General features: G+C 43.0%; 14 protein-coding genes. 9 read left to right on the plus strand and 5 right to left on the minus strand.

Annotation, left to right across the window (positions count from 1 at the left end):
• The first annotated feature begins 60 nt into the window (after nucleotides 1-60).
• Together bilS and ftsH are read left to right on the plus strand one after the other, a co-directional pair.
• Nucleotides 61-603, plus strand: coding sequence for a flavodoxin family protein BilS (bilS, locus tag RZO55_RS06610; protein ID WP_318063490.1), 543 nt, complete (start codon nucleotides 61-63; stop codon nucleotides 601-603).
• Nucleotides 587-2,449 (plus strand): ATP-dependent zinc metalloprotease FtsH, encoded by a 1,863-nt coding sequence (ftsH, locus tag RZO55_RS06615; RefSeq protein ID WP_318063491.1) that lies wholly within the window; start codon nucleotides 587-589, stop codon nucleotides 2,447-2,449. Before bilS ends, ftsH begins: the two co-directional genes overlap by 17 nt.
• Before the next feature lie 51 nt (nucleotides 2,450-2,500).
• Here the strand turns inward: ftsH and RZO55_RS06620 are convergent, their stop codons facing one another.
• The 4 genes from RZO55_RS06620 to RZO55_RS06635 all read right to left on the minus strand — a co-directional run bounded on the left by RZO55_RS06620 (nucleotide 2,501) and on the right by RZO55_RS06635 (nucleotide 7,481).
• Nucleotides 2,501-5,053: an ABC transporter permease gene (locus RZO55_RS06620; protein WP_318063492.1), complete on the minus strand. Its 2,553-nt coding sequence runs from the start codon at nucleotides 5,051-5,053 to the stop codon at nucleotides 2,501-2,503.
• The gene (locus RZO55_RS06625; RefSeq protein WP_318063493.1) at nucleotides 5,050-5,736 is read right to left on the minus strand and encodes an ABC transporter ATP-binding protein; all 687 of its coding nucleotides are present in this window, start codon (nucleotides 5,734-5,736) and stop codon (nucleotides 5,050-5,052) included. Before RZO55_RS06625 ends, RZO55_RS06620 begins: the two co-directional genes overlap by 4 nt.
• Before the next feature lie 82 nt (nucleotides 5,737-5,818).
• Nucleotides 5,819-6,808 carry a sensor histidine kinase gene (locus RZO55_RS06630; RefSeq protein ID WP_318063494.1) on the minus strand — a complete coding sequence of 330 codons (990 nt, stop codon included), beginning with the start codon at nucleotides 6,806-6,808 and terminating at the stop codon, nucleotides 5,819-5,821.
• A complete protein-coding gene (locus RZO55_RS06635; protein WP_318063495.1) occupies nucleotides 6,795-7,481 on the minus strand; it encodes a response regulator transcription factor in 687 nt (228 codons plus the stop codon). The genes RZO55_RS06630 and RZO55_RS06635 overlap by 14 nt, the downstream gene beginning before the upstream one ends.
• A 168-nt stretch (nucleotides 7,482-7,649) precedes the next feature.
• Here RZO55_RS06635 and RZO55_RS06640 point away from each other — a divergent pair, with 168 nt between their 5' ends.
• Nucleotides 7,650-8,141: an RNA polymerase sigma factor gene (locus tag RZO55_RS06640; RefSeq protein WP_318063496.1), complete on the plus strand. Its 492-nt coding sequence runs from the start codon at nucleotides 7,650-7,652 to the stop codon at nucleotides 8,139-8,141.
• Nucleotides 8,134-8,913, plus strand: a complete 780-nt coding sequence (locus RZO55_RS06645) for a hypothetical protein (protein ID WP_318063497.1) — start codon at nucleotides 8,134-8,136, stop codon at nucleotides 8,911-8,913. The genes RZO55_RS06640 and RZO55_RS06645 overlap by 8 nt, the downstream gene beginning before the upstream one ends.
• 7 nt (nucleotides 8,914-8,920) lie before the next feature.
• Here the strand turns inward: RZO55_RS06645 and RZO55_RS06650 are convergent, their stop codons facing one another.
• Nucleotides 8,921-9,868 (minus strand): helix-turn-helix domain-containing protein, encoded by a 948-nt coding sequence (locus RZO55_RS06650; protein WP_318063498.1) that lies wholly within the window; start codon nucleotides 9,866-9,868, stop codon nucleotides 8,921-8,923.
• Between the two features lie 285 nt (nucleotides 9,869-10,153).
• Between RZO55_RS06650 and RZO55_RS06655 the strand changes: the two genes are divergently transcribed.
• The 5 genes from RZO55_RS06655 to gnpA all read left to right on the plus strand — a co-directional run bounded on the left by RZO55_RS06655 (nucleotide 10,154) and on the right by gnpA (nucleotide 17,185).
• Complete coding sequence (locus RZO55_RS06655; protein ID WP_318063499.1) at nucleotides 10,154-11,110, plus strand: ABC transporter permease; 957 nt, start codon at nucleotides 10,154-10,156, stop codon at nucleotides 11,108-11,110.
• Nucleotides 11,111-11,123: 13 nt separating this feature from the next.
• The gene (locus RZO55_RS06660) at nucleotides 11,124-12,038 is read left to right on the plus strand and encodes a carbohydrate ABC transporter permease (protein WP_318063500.1); all 915 of its coding nucleotides are present in this window, start codon (nucleotides 11,124-11,126) and stop codon (nucleotides 12,036-12,038) included.
• 33 nt (nucleotides 12,039-12,071) lie between these two features.
• Nucleotides 12,072-13,745 (plus strand): extracellular solute-binding protein, encoded by a 1,674-nt coding sequence (locus RZO55_RS06665; protein ID WP_318063501.1) that lies wholly within the window; start codon nucleotides 12,072-12,074, stop codon nucleotides 13,743-13,745.
• 81 nt (nucleotides 13,746-13,826) lie between these two features.
• Complete coding sequence (locus RZO55_RS06670) at nucleotides 13,827-15,032, plus strand: rhamnogalacturonan acetylesterase (RefSeq protein ID WP_318063502.1); 1,206 nt, start codon at nucleotides 13,827-13,829, stop codon at nucleotides 15,030-15,032.
• Nucleotides 15,029-17,185, plus strand: coding sequence for a 1,3-beta-galactosyl-N-acetylhexosamine phosphorylase (gnpA, locus tag RZO55_RS06675; protein ID WP_318063503.1), 2,157 nt, complete (start codon nucleotides 15,029-15,031; stop codon nucleotides 17,183-17,185). The genes RZO55_RS06670 and gnpA overlap by 4 nt, the downstream gene beginning before the upstream one ends.
• Nucleotides 17,186-17,292: the final 107 nt, after the last annotated feature.

A 17,292-nucleotide genomic window follows, 5' to 3' on the forward strand; every position in this document is an offset into this window, starting at 1 on the left:
CGGAATCTATTGATAAATAATCCGATTTGGTATATTTTATTGATAGAGGAGGCGAAATAGATGGACTATTTAGTTGTGTATACAAGTAAAACCGGAAATACTCAGAAGGTAGCCATGAAGATTTTTGAAGCGCTTCCGGGAAAATCAAAGGATATTATTAATCTGGAAGAATATCATGGAGAAGAAGCTGATACGTATTTTGTAGGATTCTGGAATAACAGAGGTGTCTGTACAACAGAAGTCATGGATTTCCTCTCCGATCTTCATGGCAAAAAGATTGCTTTATTCGGAACCTGCGGAATATTTGAAAATAAAGAATATTTAAAACAGGTGGAAAAAAAGGTTTCTGCTTTTCTGCCGGACGATAATGAATACCTGGGCTGCTTTCTATGCGGAGGAAAGATGGGAACGAAGGTGCTGGAAAAATGCAGACAGATGCAGGCAAAGCTTGATACACCTCAGATTCGGGAGATGATATCAGCCTATGAGGATGCCATGCTCCATCCCAATAAGGAAGATTTAGACCAGGCATGTGAATTTACAGAATCTGTACTATACAGGATTCGAAGGAAAAAGGAGGAGTCAGATGGGATTAAAAGATGATGGAAATTCAGGAAAGAACCATAAAAAACCATTCATTTATTATTATATGATTGTATTGATACTGATGATTATATTCAATGCAATGGCAGTGCCGTGGCTCCAGGCTAAGACAGTGACGGAGGTTCCATACAGCACCTTTTTAGAGATGGTGGATCAGGGAAAGGTTCAGGCGGTTGCCAAAACGGATACAGAGATTCAGTTTAAAACCGAGTCCGAAAAAAAGGACTGGGAGGGAAAGCCGGTTTACAATGTATACAAAACAGGAAACTGGCCGGATAATACGCTGATGGAAAGGCTGATCAGCCACGATGTACAGTTTGAGAAAACCATTGTAAAGGAGATGTCGCCGTTACTTTCGATTCTCTTAACCTGGATTGTCCCAATTCTGATTTTCGTATTTCTGGGTAACTTTTTATCCGGACAGATGCAAAAGCGTATGGGCGGAAATACCATGTCATTTGGTAAATCAAATCCGAAAATTTATGCAGAATCTGAAACAGGAAAAACGTTTCAGGATGTAGCTGGTCAGGAAGAAGCAAAGGACGCATTAAGGGAGATCGTGGATTTTCTTCATAATCCCAACAAATATGTCTCCATTGGAGCGACTCTTCCCAAAGGAGCTTTACTTGTGGGACCTCCCGGTACCGGTAAGACACTTCTGGCAAAAGCAGTGGCAGGAGAAGCACATGTGCCCTTCTTTTCTATCTCCGGTTCGGAGTTTGTAGAGATGTTTGTAGGTATGGGTGCTGCAAAGGTTCGGGACCTGTTTAAACAGGCGAATGAAAAAGCTCCCTGTATCGTATTTATAGATGAGATTGATACCATTGGTAAAAAGCGTGACGGAGCCGGATTTTCCGGAAATGATGAGCGGGAACAGACGTTAAATCAGCTTCTGGCTGAGATGGATGGATTTGACGGCAAAAAAGGAGTTGTAATACTGGCGGCAACCAACCGTCCCGATTCCTTAGACAAAGCACTTCTGCGTCCCGGCCGGTTTGACCGCCGGATTCCTGTGGAACTCCCGGACCTGAACGGACGAGAGGCCATTTTAAAAGTACATGGAAAGAATGTAAAATTATCTGACGATGTGGATTTTCATGGAATTGCACTTGCAACCTCAGGAGCAAGCGGAGCTGAGCTGGCGAATATGATTAATGAGGGTGCCTTAAGAGCTGTCCGCATGGGAAGACAAACAGTGATTCAGACGGATCTGGAGGAAAGCGTGGAAGTGGTCCTTGCCGGTTATCAGAAAAAGGATTCTGCCGTCAACGTGGAAGAAAAGAAAATCATTGCGTACCACGAAGTAGGGCATGCTCTGGTGGCGGCATCCCAGACCCAATCTGCACCAGTTCATAAAATTACCATTATACCCAGAACCTCAGGTGCCCTTGGATATACCATGCAGGTGGACGAAGAAGAACGCCATCTGCTGACAAAGGAAGCTGCATTAAATAAGATTGCTACATTTACCGGTGGAAGGGCAGCAGAGGAGCTGATATTTCAGACAGTTACAAGCGGTGCATCAAACGATATTGAACAGGCCACAAGAATCGCAAGGGCAATGGTTACCCGTTATGGTATGACCGACGAATTTGACATGGTCGCCCTTGAAACAGTGACAAACCAGTATCTGGGCGGTGACACGACCCTGGCATGCTCTCCTGATACCGCAAAACGGATAGATGAAGCCGTGATAGACATAGTACGGCAGCAGCATAAGAAGGCTTATGGGATCTTGAAGGATAACATTCTTAAGCTTCATGAAATCGCAGAGTATTTGTTGGAACGTGAGACGATTACGGGTGAGGAATTCATGGAGATATTTAGAGGAACTCGTGCGTTATAATAAAAAAGAATCAGAGCCGGTTATGACTCTGATTCTTTTTTCGATGCCCCGTCATGTTATATCATCCCGAAGTGCATCAATGATATCTTCTTTTTTTATCTTGTTTGTGGCATACAGCATGGTAATGAATACGATAAAGAGCACGCTGAAGATACTGACTACCATACTGCCCCAGGGAAATACAAATTTAAAATGATCCATCTTTTCTACAGACGCCAGCCCATCGTAAATAAGCCAGGAGAGGATTCCGGCAATTGGAAGTCCGATCAGCAGGGTTCTCATACCATAAAAAATACACTCAAAATTCATCATCTGATGGAACGATCGGTCTGACATACCCACTGAGCGGAGCATGGCAAGTTCCCGTCTGCGCAGCCTGATATTTGTGGAAATTGTATTGAACACATTGGCCACAGCAATCAGTGAGATCATGATAACAAATATATAGGTAAAAATATTAATAACAAAGGACATACTGTGGTATTGTTCCAATATCTCATATACATTGTGCAGCGTGTATTCTGATGTAATCCCCATGCCCTGAATCATTGATTCCATTTCAGCTGTTGATTGGGAGGGATTCTTTGACCGGAAGGACAGACCTATATTCGCGTGGTTATTCTGGGTCTCAAACCTCTCTTTTACCGAAAAGGGAGCAACCATCATAAAGACGCAAGGATTCTGTTTTAATTTTGAATCTTGTTTTGGAGGAGGATCCACTGGATACGTATCAACAAAAGTAATAGTCAGGCTGTCATTGGTTGCGGTAGGGGCTTTAAAATTCATGGTACGGTTTGCAAAAATGTCAAACACTTCGTCTGCTCCATCTTTGGTGTTCACCCGCTGTTTGGCAACGGCAATCATTTTCCCGTCCGGTCCGGTATATTCTTCGGGTGATAATCCTGATTCTTTGATAAAATCAAGATATTCACTGTCAGGAATAAACTGGAGATCCATGGGCAGATTCACTGTTTTATCAGATGTTGTATAACCAGAGAATGTACGGAAGCGGTCTGAGAAATCACTTACATTAACTGCGCACGAATACGGGAAAACCTCTTGGTATGAGCTTTCGTAAACCCCGTCAGCTGATTTTAATTTGTCATAAAGTGGATACATTTCCCTGTCGTCCATGTCCTCGGCAGCAAAGAGAATATCATAGTCAATATCCACGATGTACTGTTTAGAGAGCCGTTTCAGAGTCAGACCAAAGGTGCTTCCAGATAGAAACAAAACCACGCTTAAAACCAGAGACAGAACAATGCTGCGGTAGCGCTTCTTGTTTCTCTTGAAATTTTTTAATGCAAGAGTTCCTTCTAAACCGTAAATACGCTGTGTGAATTTTGATGTTTTAACAGCTTTCGCTTGGGTTTTAACTTCATTGGTCTGGCGTATACTTTCCATTACAGGTGAGTTTGCTGCTTTTCTGGCTGGAATATAGGCCGAAATTAAAATGGTAATTAAGCTGACAACAACCGCTCCCACAACTGCAGACAATGATACTGATAAGGTTAAAGGTATCGTGCTGTAGAGGATGTTTTTTAACTTGCCGGCAACAATGGGAAGAATAAGCCAGATACTGCCAATACCTGTTATAACACCAATCGGTATGCCGACTGCTCCAATTAAAAGTCCTTCAAATAATACTGAATTTCGCAGCTGTTTTGCAGTAGCTCCTACTGATGCGAGTATACCGAACTGGCGTGTGCGTTCGTTCAGTGATATGTTAAATGAGTTATAAATCAGAAAAATTGATCCTGTCATGATGATTGCAATCAAAATTCCTCCAACTGTGTACAATAGTGTGTTAAACAGTTTATCGTTGGAAATGCCCATAAAGCGCAGCACATAATCATTCAGAATATAAGTTGGCGTTCCGGCTATGCCTTTTGCGTAAGTGCTGACCTTACGCGGATTCTTCAGTGTGACAAACAGGCTGAAGCTGCCCGCCTGGTCCGTGGTGCCGGTATTCGTTATCAATGTATATCCAGGTGCGGAGTGTTCCTCAAATCCGGGCCTTTCACATGTTCCCACTACCTTGTAGGTTTTCTCTGATTCTGGAACAAGGGACTCTTTTTGGGACTGATAGGGATCGTGCTGACCTAGATTTTTATTTTCCTCCATGCGGTTACCGACCAAAAGTGTAAGCGTATCTCCCACCTTGAACCGAACACCGCCTTTTGCTGCTACGTGAGCAGGAACAATAATCTCACTGCTGTTTTCAGGCAACCTTCCGGAAATCAGGCTTATGGGCAGTGTCTGAAAGGTATTCTCATTAAATCCAGCTATAAAAAGATAGGGTTTATCAGGGCTTTTTACACCATTAAGCGCAGCATAGCCGATATTTTCAAACGACGCGGCATTCTTAACCTCTTTGTCGCGGTTTCGATCCTGCACGAAAGAGGAATCCACATCTGAAAAAGCAACGTGCCAGCCCCCATATTTTGCAATAGAACTGTTGACAAGATAATTTAATAGTGAGGTGCCAAATGAGGCTACTGCAGTTATCATGGCTGCGGACAGTATCACTCCAATAATTGTAACAACTGTCCGGGTGCGGTTTTTTTTCATGCTCTGCAGGGTGACTTTATGGAATATATTCATGGCCGCACCAGCCTCTCATCCCGTGTCACTTTACCGTCCGATATGCCGATAATGCGGTCTGCCTGCAGGGCTATGTTTTCATCATGGGTGACGAGCAGAAGAGTCTGCCCGTATTTTTTATTGCTTTCCTTCAGCAGCTTGATGATTTCATGGCCATTATGGCTGTCCAGACTGCCTGTGGGTTCATCGGCAAGCATGACAGCCGGAGCGTTCATCAAGGCACGGCCTATGGAAACGCGCTGCTGCTGGCCGCCTGATAGCTGATTGGGTAAATGAGATCTGCGGTCCTTAAGACCAAGCATGACAAGCAGATCATTCAGCCGCTCTTCATTGACTGAACGTTTATCCATCAGGATCGGAAGTGTGATGTTTTCCACCACATTCAGAGTTGGTATGAGGTTATGAAACTGGTAAATCAGTCCTACCTGCCGTCTGCGGAAGATGGCCAGCTTTTCATTACTCTGAGCATATACATCCTGCCCTTCTAAATATACCTTTCCGCTTGTGGGTACGTCCACACCCCCGATCATGTGAAGCAGTGTGGATTTGCCGGAACCGGAGGAACCGATGATAGCAGTGAATCCTCCTTTTTCGATTGTGAGGGATACATGGTCCAGTGCAGTAACCTGATTTTCACCCTTTCCATATACCTTACAGAGATTATCAATTTTTAAGAACTCCATTATGTGAGTCTCCTTTCTAATGGTTTACCCATATAATAGAACTTTGAACTTACATCTGTGTGACTTTTTGGTGAGAGATCTGTCACTTTGGGAAACGAATGGTAAATACGGCTCCTCCCTGTGGGTGGTTTTTTGCGGTAATTGTACCTCCATGCCCGGTTATAATCTTCTTGCTAAGAGAAAGGCCGATCCCGTATCCTGCCGCTTTGTTATTTGTGCCGCGGTAAAACCGGTCAAACAGACAGGGGAAATCCTCTTGCCTAAAACCGGTACCGTTGTCATGGATGGAAAGTTCGGTAAAGAGGGGGTTATCCGTACAGTTTATTTCAAGCTTCCCATTCTCACCGGTATTTTCTATGCAGTTTTTGAGGATGTTCTGAACTGCTTCAGAAAGCCAGCTTATATCGCCCTGTATCGTAATCTCCTTTGGTGCATTGATTTGAAAATTAATATTGTGTAGTTCCATTTGAATCAGAAATGGGCGGAGTGCACCATGGATTAAGTCGTTGAAATCCAGCTGCTCACGTTGGAATACCACAATGCCTGCGTCTAAGCGGGATAATTTTAACAGGGTGGTGATGAGCCAGTCCATACGCAGGAGCAATCCGTCCATTTCCCGAAGAAATTCCTTCCTCTGGTTTTCGTCAGGATTATTTGCCAGCAATGACAGAATAAGATTCAAAGATGTGAGTGGAGTTCGAAGCTGGTGGGCGATGTCCGCCAGCAAATCGGCAAGAAGCTTTTTCTCTTTTTTTAACGCTTCGTTTTGTTCCCGTATGCGCCGCGTCATCTTGGCTATCTCGCTGTGCAGTATGGACAGCTCGCCTTCGTCCGACTCACCAATATAGAGAAGGTCCGCATTGTGAAGTACAAGATCAATCTGATCTGAGATCCGGGCAATGTTCTGATAGCGGGTGTTGGTAAATGCATAAAATGCAGCACCAAATGCTAAAGCAGTGCATGCAGCGAGGATTCCAGCCAGCCAATTGATTATAAACCCAAGAATAATGGAAGCAGCCGCTATGAAAAAGAACAATATGGCAAACTGCCGAAACTCTCTATTGCGCAGCATATCCGCCTCCTAACCGATAGCCTGTCCCTCGGACAGTCAGGATAATCTGGGGATCTGCCGGATTATTCTCGATCTTCATGCGCAGACGTTTGATGTACACAGTCAGTGTATTGTCATTAACAAATTCACCCGCAGCATCCCACAATTCGTCAAGCAGCATTCCCCTGGTTATAATATTTTTCGGGTTGTTGATAAAAACCAGAAGCAGGCGGTATTCTAAGGCCGAAAGGAAAATCTCTATGCCGTTTTTTTTCACAACGCCTGTGGCTGTGTCCACATGCAGTCCCTGAATTATAAAATCCGAATTGGAACGGCCGCTTTTGCGCAGGGCGGTACCAATACGGGCGACCAGCTCACGGGGGCGAAACGGTTTGGTAATGTAATCATCTGCACCCATGTTCAGACCAGTAACTACACTGGCCTCATCTCCGGATGCGGTGAGAAAAATAACTGGAATATCCTGGGTTTCTTTAATTTCAGAGCAAACAATAAAGCCATTTCCATCAGGCAGAGAAATATCAATGAGCGCCAGGTCAAATTTATTACCGCCAAGCGCAGCGAGAGCTTCTCCCTGGGCAGAAGCGTGGGTGACTGTAAAGCCTTCTGATTTCAGCAAAAGCATAAGGTTTTTAGCAATTGCCTTATCGTCTTCAATTAAGAATATACGCGGCATTCGTCTATCCTCCGATTTTTCGTTTTTTAATACTATCACGCCCTATTATATTTCTTTTGACGGGCAGATACAAGCCGAAGTATAATTTAATAATGAAAAAATGAACCGTTCAGGGTATTAATGACTCTTAATATATAGATGCATCTAAAAAAGGAAAGGAAACAGGTTATGAACGAAGAAAAGAAGGCTTTGGTGGAACGCATGCTTGGCGGAAGCGAAGCTGCATTTGACGAGTTATACCGTTCCTGTTCCGGAAAGCTATACCGTATGGCGTATTTTATTACTGGCAACCGGTCTGACAGTGAGGACATCCTGCAGGAGACCTTTGTAAAATGCTTTCTTCACAGAGATAAATTAAGAGAACCGGAACGATTTGAGCCGTGGCTCTATCAGATTCTGGTGAGAACTGCCTGGCGGGCTGAGAAAAGGAAGAAGAGCAGGTCTGAACTTTCATTTGAAGGTATTCTGGATCACGAGGAAGATCAGATCAAAGCAGAGTGGATTAATGAGTTAAGTACAAAGGAAATCGCCAGGGTAACCGGAACGATGGAGGGCACAGTGAAATCCCGCCTGTTTAAGGCAAGGAAACTGTTAAAGAGTCTTCTGGAAGCTGAAAACATCTCGGAAGGGGAAAAGGAGAGGGGGATTTGCCATGGCTAGGACCTCAGAGAACGATTTTAAACGCTTTATAAAAACAGAACTGGATTCCATAACCCCGGAAATGGATGAAGACCGACGGCTTCTGGAAATCCATAAAAAATTAACTAAAAGGAGTAATTTCATGAAATTTCGAAATAATAAATTTGCAGCAGCAATTACAGCAATGTTGGTTATTACAGTGTTGGGAACAGTTACAGCAGTCGCAGCCGGTAAAATTACAGGCTTTGTCAGTGTAAGTGATAATGATAAAAACGTGCATTCCATAATGGAATTACGTGAACTGTCAAAAACTCAAATGAAAGCATCTCCGAAGCTTCCCGACAATTTCACCAATGGTATGGCATTTGTAAAAGGCTATATTTCACAGGTAAAGGGAGTCGATGAAAATAATAATCAGGTTATTACCTATTCAGAAGCATACGCGGAATATGGTGAGAATCCTCAGGTGACTCTGGCCAGCCATGTGCATCTGGATGCAGTTTCCGAAGGAGATCAGCCAGGTCAGAAAGAGGTATATCAGGGCGTTGAACTGAATTCTGCTGAAGTACAGTATGTATTTCTTCCGGAGGGGCAGGAGCCTTCTGAGGAAGATAAGAAACTTCAGGATGAAGGAAAACTGATGATCAGCTATGGATCCAATCAGGAAGAACGCAAGCTTTTCAAATCAGTAAATTGGTCTGAGAATGGAATTGATTATCTGCTGTTTACATTTGAAAATGTTGAATTAAATTCTCTGACTGCTATGGCAAAGGAAGTAATAGGTTCAAAGTAATAGGCAGCTATTTTTTCTTCAAAATCTCCGCATACATCCATCCATTATATTTAAACAGCGACTGCTCCTTCAGGATAGACATTTGTTTTCTCCATTCTTTGGGAGTTTCTCCCATAATGGCGAGAAAATGACGGTTAAAGCTTGAGATGGAGTGGAACCCCACCCGCTCGGAGATATTTAAAACAGATTCTTCCGTCATGCGGAGTAAATCTGCAGCCTTTCTGATGCGGGTAGTATTTAAGTATTCCAAGGGCCGGTTACTCATGATAGTAGAAAAAAGCCTTCTGAAATGGGCAGGGCTTAAGCAGCATAAGGCAGCAAGCTGTTCCATGGGGAAGTCTTCCATATAATGATACCGGATAAATTCCAGGGCCGGTGCAATGACCAGCGCATTTTCAGGCGTCTGGTCTTTTTTCTTGTGGTTTAAGGATGCAGCTCTCATAAGATTGGCCGCCAGTGCCAGAAAAAGTCCCCGCACAGCAAGCTCATAACCAGGTTCTCTCTTTTTCAGCTCTTCTATGATTTCGGTGACAATAGAATAAATGACCGGATATTTTGTTTTTCCCATAATCAGACTTAAATGATGTTCCAAAAAGGAAAAAAGTTCTACATTGTGAAGATCTGTACCAGAAAAGAATGGGTGGAGAAGCTCGCCCATATCCACAAATAAATATGACCATTTGCTATTGGTTCCAGGTGCGCTGTATGTGGTGTGGGGGATATCACAGGATACGGCAGTAACGTCTCCGGCATTAAAGAGGTGAGTGGTATCTTCAAATTTAATCGTTCCGCTGTCCGTTTCGCATACCCCGATCTCCAGGCAGTTATGGATGTGGAGGCGCCCGGATGGAACATCTGAGATTCTCCAATGATCTCCAGTCAAAAGAAGAACTGGAAAGTGAGCGGGTAAATCATAATCTCTGAATTCAATTACAGTTTTTTTCTTTTTAGGCATATATTCCTGATACCTCCTCATTTCACTTCTGTAATTATACATGATACCTAATTCTTATTTCAATCAATAATAAATCAATAAATGCATTTATGATTAAAAAGAAAACCATAAAATAATAAAATTCACAGGAATGCTCGAAAAACAAGGAAAAAATGCTTCGATTTTTCCATGTCCCGTAATGATAAATGATTGAAATTGCATAGTTTTCAGGTTGATTTGATTGGAAACTGAATTGTGCATTTCTTATAATATAATTATTTAGAATTGGGGAGATGGGAGGATATTATGGTTAAATCTGATATAAGGGCAGGCAGCGGTCAAAGAAAACAGAAAAACAGGAACCAGTTCCTACGTTATTTACAGCGGGACTGGCAGCTTTATGTACTCATGGTTCTTCCCATGCTGTTTATCCTGGTATTTAAATTTCTGCCATACCAGGGGCTTACCATTGCATTTAAGGATTATAAGGTAGCTAAGGGGTATGCCGGGAGTTCCTGGGCGGGACTTTCCATTTTTCGGAAGGTTTTTGGTAAAAGAGATTTTGGTCAGGCGTTCAGTAATACTCTTCTGTTAAATATCCTGGACCTGGTATTTGGTTTTCCCATGCCGGTTATTTTAGCTCTGATTCTTAATGAAATCAAAAACAGATATTTTAAAAGTATTATGCAGACATTGCTATACCTGCCTCATTTTCTATCCTGGGTTATTGTCGGAGGAATTGGATACTCCCTGTTCTCTGTCAGCAGCGGTGTAGTGAATGTCCTGATCAGGAATGCAGGACACAGTCCCATCCCGTTTCTTCAGGAGAATACCTGGTGGTTGATCAGCTATGTACTTATCGGAGTCTGGCAGTCCATGGGCTGGGGAACCATTATTTACCTGGCAGCAATTACAGGTGTGAATTCCGAGCTTTATGAGGCGGCAAGAGTGGATGGTGCCGGCAGGCTGAAACAGTGCATTCATGTCACGCTCCCCTGTATTCGAAGTACCATTGTCACACTGCTGATCATGAATCTTGGAAAACTGATGGGAGGTTCCTTTGAACGGATATATGCTCTGGCCAATGCCAAGGCGACAGAATACACCACAACAATTCCGGTTTTGGTATACCGGTGGGGAATTGAGAGCGGAAAATTCAGTGAAGCAACTGCGCTGGGACTGTTCCAGTCAGTCATTGGTCTGGCACTTGTGGTGGCAGCTGATCTTATAGCAAAACGGCTGGGTGAAGATGGTCTTATTTAAGGAGGGGAAGAAAATGAGCCGAAATCAGCATAAAAAGCCCTGGGCATGGACCAGGACCAGAAAAAAGGATTTTGTGGTTGATGTATTTTTTCATATCCTGATATTTGTGATATCCATGACATGCCTGCTCCCGTTTATTCATATATTTGCCAAGTCCGTCAGCAGGGAAGCTTATGTAATTGCAAATAAGATCTTTCTGGTGCCAAAAGATATTAACTTTGATGCGTACAAAAAAGTTTTACAGGATTCATCCATTGTAAAATCTTTATATGTATCCATAATTGTAACTGTTTCGTTTACAGCAATTGGGACATTTCTCACCATAAGTGCTGCCTATGCCTTAAGCAGGGTCCAGCTTAGAGGGAGAAAGCTAATGACTTTTTTAATCATGTTTACCATGTATTTTACAGCAGGCACCATACCGGATTATTTACTGATGAATAATCTTCATATGCTGGATACCTGGTGGTGTATGATCCTTCCGTTGTCTTTTGCAGCCTATAATTTCCTGATTATGAAAAATAATTTTAAGGCTTCCATACCAGACAGCCTGATTGAGTCGGCTTTAATAGACGGCGCCAGTCATTTTAAGATATTAAGTTATATCGTGGTACCGCTTTCCAAACCCATTATAGCAACAATTTCTTTGTTTTACGCTGTTGGACGGTGGAATGCCTATTCCGATGCGCTGTTTTATATTAAGCAGCGGGTAGATTTACGGCCGCTTCAGCTGAAACTTTATTATCTGGTAGTTGCTGCCAGCGAGTCCTTTAAGGCAGAAGGAGGAAATGCTGCAGGACAGATTACTAATCCGGAGGTCTTAAAGGCTTCCTGTATTATTTTTGCAACATTGCCCATTATCTGTGTCTATCCATTCATTCAAAGATATTTTGTACAGGGAACTATGATAGGTGCAGTTAAAGGCTGATGATATTGGAATGATAAGAGAAGGAGGATATTCATGAGGAAAAGGATGAGTTGGAAAAGGGCTGCTGCCTGGGGGACTGCTTTTGTAATGACAGCAGGGCTGGTGTCCGGATGCAGCGCAAAGAAGGAGGTATCTGTTCCTGCTGATGCAAGTAAGAAGGAGGAAACCAGTCAGGCAGCAGAAACCGGAACAAAAACGGAGGGGGAAAGTTACACGGATTATTCTTCGGGCTTTCCGGAAAACGTAACCATCAAGATCCCAGTGTATGACAGGGGCTTTGAAGGCTGGGATCCGGTGAATAATTATTACACCCGTTGGATCCAAAAAGAGTTTGGAGATAAATACAATGTGACGGTCCAGTATGTGGCAATTAACAGGCAGAATGAGATCGCTGATTACATGCAGATGATTGCTGCAGGCAATGCACCTGATATCATTTTCCATTACGACATGCCTCAGGCAGTGAACTACAATTCTGAGGGTGCTATGCAGGAACTGGATCTTGATGAAATAAATTATTATGCACCGGATTATTATAAGAATGCGGAGAAAATCATAAATCAGTACGGAAAACTGGATGGGAAGAACACCTTCTTTTTTGCACAGCGAAATCCTATTTATTATAACTGGGTGACACTCGTCCGCCAGGACTGGCTGGATCAAGCAGGAAAAGAGAAACCGGCCACAAGAGAGGAACTGCAGGAAGCAGCAAAAGCATGGAAGGAGGCAGGACTTGGTAAGCTGGGAGCGCAGATTGTAAATAAAAGCTATACTTATGAGTATCCTTTTATTGGATCCTCACCGGATAAAAAAGATTTAAACCTTTATCTGGATCTCAATGCAGCTCCTCTTACCTGGAGTGCCACAAAAGCTTACCTAAAAACCATGAACAAGGAATTCAATGATGGAATTCTTGATCCGGAATTTTATTTAAATGCAGATGATGCTGCATGGAAAGCCGATTTTGTAGCCGGAAATGTGGGCACCTATTCCTTTTATATTTCTGCGAATACAGATGTAATAAGCAGCTTAAAGGCAAATGACCCAAAGGCCGAGGTTTCTGTTTTAAGTCCCAGTGCACTGTCACCAAAAGACAGTCACCCATACTACTATAAATACCCGCCCTATGGAATGGTAATGGGAATCAACTCAAAGACAGATGAAAAGCAAAGAGCAGCAGTCTGGATGTTTTTAAACTGGATGTCACAGCCTGAGAATCTGTTCTACTTACAAAACGGAGTAGAGGGGGGCAATTATACTCTTGATTCCGATAAAATTGCAGTACCTGTCAAGGATTTCAAAGGAGAATCCAGGCTGTCTAATAATAATAACAAAGATTACTGGTGTCTGGTTACAGAAATGGCTGATTATGGTGACGATGCAAAAAACTTAAAGGCAAATATCAGGACGCTGGCTCCAGCCGGATATGAGGATCTGGTGAAACAATCCTATGATTATGCAAAGGAAGTGGAGCAGTATGGACTGGTCAGCCCTGTTTTCACCAGGAGTGTTGAGGCAACAAGCGAGTATGCGTCAGATTTAACAGCAATGTGGCAGGAGTTTTATGTGGATATGATCACATGCAAACCGGAGGAACTGGATGCGAAGTATGATAAATATTGTAAGGAATATTTAGACAACGGATATCAGGAGATTCTGGATGAAAAACAGAAGCTGATCGATTCCGGCGATTTTATTGCTCAATAAGAACATGGGGCTGTTGCAGATCTGGCATCAGCCCTTTCTTAAAAATATATCCATTCTAATACAGAAAAAAGGGAGTTTTTCATGACAAAATATGTTTTTTATCAGACAGAAACTGTAAAGGGAAAGGAAATCAATGTGAAACCATCCCGGTATTATAAATCCGGCGGAGACTTTGGCTTTTTTACGGAAAGGTCTCTTGAGTCGTCTCATTCTTGCAGTCTGCCGGAACTGAATACAGGCTTCATTCCCAGTCCGGGGTTTCAACAGGAGATAACAGTAAGGCAGGATGAGTACGGCTGTTATGTGGATTCTAAGTCCATATTAATTCCCTTATCTTTTCAGGCGGATACAGGGGACCAGGGAAAATACCTAATGACCATTACCCTTTTTGCAAAGGAAGAAGAGAAAGAGGTCCTTTTATTTGTTGGAAGGAGACAGTTGGTCTGGCGTGGTTGTCTAAAGCCGCAGGAAGAATGGAGCGGAGCTTTTCCGGTTTTCATCAGTGATTTTATACCAAGAGGAGAGACCGGGCGTTTTCGGGATGAGGCTGTTAAAGTAACAGTAATCAGCCGCTCAGTCCGTTTAAAAACTCTGAATATTGAGAAATGGGAAGGAAAAACCTTGTATCTTGCCGGGGATTCTACCGTGACAGATCAAAATGCCCAATATCCATATAATCCAGCAGAGAGCTACGGAGGCTGGGGCCAGATGCTTCCTGTCTTTTTAAATGGTAATTATGCTGTTTCCAACCATGCTCATTCTGGTCTGACTACAAAAAGCTTCCGGTCAGAGGGGCATTATAAAATTCTCATGGAACAAATCAGTGACGGAGATATCTGTTTGTTTCAGTTTGGCCATAATGACCAGAAAATTGATGACTTAAAAGCAGAGGGTGGATACCGGAATAACCTGATTCAGTATATTTTAGAAATACGGGAAAAAGGAGCCATTCCTGTATTGGTGACACCGCTGGCCAGAAACAGCTGGCTGGAGAATGGCAAAATATATAATGATCTTTTAAAAGAATATGCGTGTGAGGTTATAAAAATTTCACAGAGCATGGGGGTTCCTGTTCTGGATCTGCATGATTACAGTATGAAGTTTATAAAAAAGCATGGAATTAAGGACTCCGGGCGCTGGTTTTATCCATCCGATTATACGCATACCAATGATTATGGCGCATGGAAGATGGCTGGCTTTATATGGAAAGGGCTGGCCCATGCCGGTGTAATACCACCGGACGGGAATGAGGACCGGTTATCAATAGTTAAAGGAGAACATTTATGAGAGAGACAGAAAAAGGAAGCTTTACCCTTCCGGGAGAATCCGGCTATGAGGAACTGACCCTTCAGCTTGCCAGACGCTGGGGGGCAGATATGATACGCGACAGTGACGGAACAGTACTGTCTGATGAACTGACAAACGCTGGATATGGGATCTATTCCACCATCTGCCTGATCAGAGACCACAATGAGTGGGCAAAAGCACATCCGGAGCAGCTTCAGCAGACTTTTTTAGTCACAGAACCCAGATCAGGTACAGAGGTCTGCTTAAGTATTCCTTTGCTGGAAGACTTTTATAAGGACCAGTTTCGCGTCAATGAAAGCCCCGAATCCATAAAATACTGGCAGGTCTATGACCGCACGTCAAATCAGGAGATATCCCGCACTTCATGGAACTTTGATTCCAAAATCCAGTCAGTGATAATCAGTGAGACCCGGCCCTTTCATGAGTATACTGTCAATTTTATGGCTTACCGGATATGGGAAGAAATCTCCATGTATAATCATGTCACCAATCACTGGGAAAAGGAACACTTAATGCCTCTGGATCCAAGACATGAGGAAACGAGAAACTATTTATACAACTGGCTTAAGACATGGTGCGAGGAGCATCCTTTTACAACTGTGGTTCGTTTTACTTCTCTTTTTTACAATTTCACATGGATATGGGGAAGCAGAGAACGAAGACGGAATCTTTACAGTGACTGGGGCTCTTATGATTTTACTGTAAGCCCGGCAGCGCTTAAAGAGTTTGAAGAGGAATATGGCTACTGCCTTGTTTCTGAGGATTTTATTAATCAGGGGAAATTTCACGTAACCCACATGCCGCCCGGCAGACGCCAGCTTGATTATATGGAGTTTATAAACCGTTTTGTGGTTGATTATGGAAAAAAGCTGGTAGAGCTGGTTCACAGCTTTGGAAAAAAGGCCAGTGTGTTTTACGATGACAGCTGGATTGGTCTGGAGCCGTATCACAGCAGCTTTAAGGAGTTTGGATTTGATGGAATTATCAAATGTGTATTTTCCGGCTATGAAGCCCGGCTTTGTGCAGGTGTACCGGTTAAAACCCATGAATTAAGACTTCACCCATATTTATTTCCGGTGGGGCTAAAAGGAACACCCACATTTGCACCAGAAGGAAATCCTGCAAAGGATGCGCTGGAATACTGGAACAGAGTACGGCGTGCAATTCTCCGCCAGAAGATTGACCGGATTGGTCTTGGGGGCTATCTCCATCTGGTAGCTGATTATCCGGATTTTTGCAGATGTATTGAAAAAATCGCAGATGAATTCCGCTCCTTTAAAGAATTGCATGAAAAAGGAGAGGTTTATACTCTGCCCATAAAAGCTGCGGTTGTTCATGCGTGGGGCAAATTAAGATCATGGACGTTATCCGGACATTTTCATGAAACATATATGCACGATCTGATTCATATAAATGAGGCATTATCCGGGCTTCCGGTGCAGGTAGAATTCATCAGTTTTGAGGATGTAAAAAATGGTGTCCTTAATGATGTGGATGTTCTTATTAACGCAGGAGCGTCCGGCACAGCGTGGAGCGGAGGATCCGCCTGGGAAGAAGATGGTATCTTAGAGGAGATACTCCGTTTTGTACATAGAGGAGGTGTTTTTATAGGAGTCAATGAGCCTTCTGCCTTTGACGGTCACCATACCTTTTTCCGTATGGCTAACGTGCTGGGACTGGATCAGGATACCGGTGCGAGGGTGTGCCATGGACGAATGGAATATGAGGTGGAACGTGTTCCGGGACTAATACCGGATCATGCACGGGTGAAAGGCAAAAAAGGATTGTACTTAACGGATCAGGAAACCATTGTCCTGGGGGAAGAAGACAAGGAGCCTACAATTACTTATCATGCTTATGGGAAGGGAGCAGGAATTTATTTAAGCAGCTTCCAGATTTCTAATTCAAATACAAGATTGCTGCTAAGTCTTATGCTTTATGGCAGGAAGATGAACCTGAAACAGAAATATTTAACGGATAATCCGGAAACGGAATGTGCATGGTATCCGGACAGTGGGACACTGGTAATTATTAATAACAGCGAAAAACAACAGACAGTTTCTGTAGAGACCGATACGAGAAGTATCATGGTTTCACTAGCCCCTTATGAGACCGTATTTGAAAAACTATAACCGCAGTCTCAACCAGAGTGAATGACATAATTGGTTAATTGTTATGAAAAATATCAAAAAAACATTACAATTATTGTATAAATATGGTATAATCTGGTAGAGATACA

The sequence above is a fragment of the Clostridium boliviensis genome (assembly GCF_033342255.1).
Lineage (GTDB): Bacteria > Bacillota > Clostridia > Lachnospirales > Lachnospiraceae > Lacrimispora > Lacrimispora boliviensis.

Excerpts from the sequence above, each read along its gene's own strand:
- bilS (WP_318063490.1), top strand. The coding sequence starts at position 61 with ATGGACTATTTAGTTGTGTATACAAGTAAAACCGGAAATACTCAGAAG.
- ftsH (WP_318063491.1), top strand. The coding sequence starts at position 587 with ATGGGATTAAAAGATGATGGAAATTCAGGAAAGAACCATAAAAAACCA.
- RZO55_RS06620 (WP_318063492.1), bottom strand. The coding sequence starts at position 5,053 with ATGAATATATTCCATAAAGTCACCCTGCAGAGCATGAAAAAAAACCGC.
- RZO55_RS06625 (WP_318063493.1), bottom strand. The coding sequence starts at position 5,736 with ATGGAGTTCTTAAAAATTGATAATCTCTGTAAGGTATATGGAAAGGGT.
- RZO55_RS06630 (WP_318063494.1), bottom strand. The coding sequence starts at position 6,808 with ATGCTGCGCAATAGAGAGTTTCGGCAGTTTGCCATATTGTTCTTTTTC.
- RZO55_RS06635 (WP_318063495.1), bottom strand. The coding sequence starts at position 7,481 with ATGCCGCGTATATTCTTAATTGAAGACGATAAGGCAATTGCTAAAAAC.
- RZO55_RS06640 (WP_318063496.1), top strand. The coding sequence starts at position 7,650 with ATGAACGAAGAAAAGAAGGCTTTGGTGGAACGCATGCTTGGCGGAAGC.
- RZO55_RS06645 (WP_318063497.1), top strand. The coding sequence starts at position 8,134 with ATGGCTAGGACCTCAGAGAACGATTTTAAACGCTTTATAAAAACAGAA.
- RZO55_RS06650 (WP_318063498.1), bottom strand. The coding sequence starts at position 9,868 with ATGCCTAAAAAGAAAAAAACTGTAATTGAATTCAGAGATTATGATTTA.
- RZO55_RS06655 (WP_318063499.1), top strand. The coding sequence starts at position 10,154 with ATGGTTAAATCTGATATAAGGGCAGGCAGCGGTCAAAGAAAACAGAAA.
- RZO55_RS06660 (WP_318063500.1), top strand. The coding sequence starts at position 11,124 with ATGAGCCGAAATCAGCATAAAAAGCCCTGGGCATGGACCAGGACCAGA.
- RZO55_RS06665 (WP_318063501.1), top strand. The coding sequence starts at position 12,072 with ATGAGGAAAAGGATGAGTTGGAAAAGGGCTGCTGCCTGGGGGACTGCT.
- RZO55_RS06670 (WP_318063502.1), top strand. The coding sequence starts at position 13,827 with ATGACAAAATATGTTTTTTATCAGACAGAAACTGTAAAGGGAAAGGAA.
- gnpA (WP_318063503.1), top strand. The coding sequence starts at position 15,029 with ATGAGAGAGACAGAAAAAGGAAGCTTTACCCTTCCGGGAGAATCCGGC.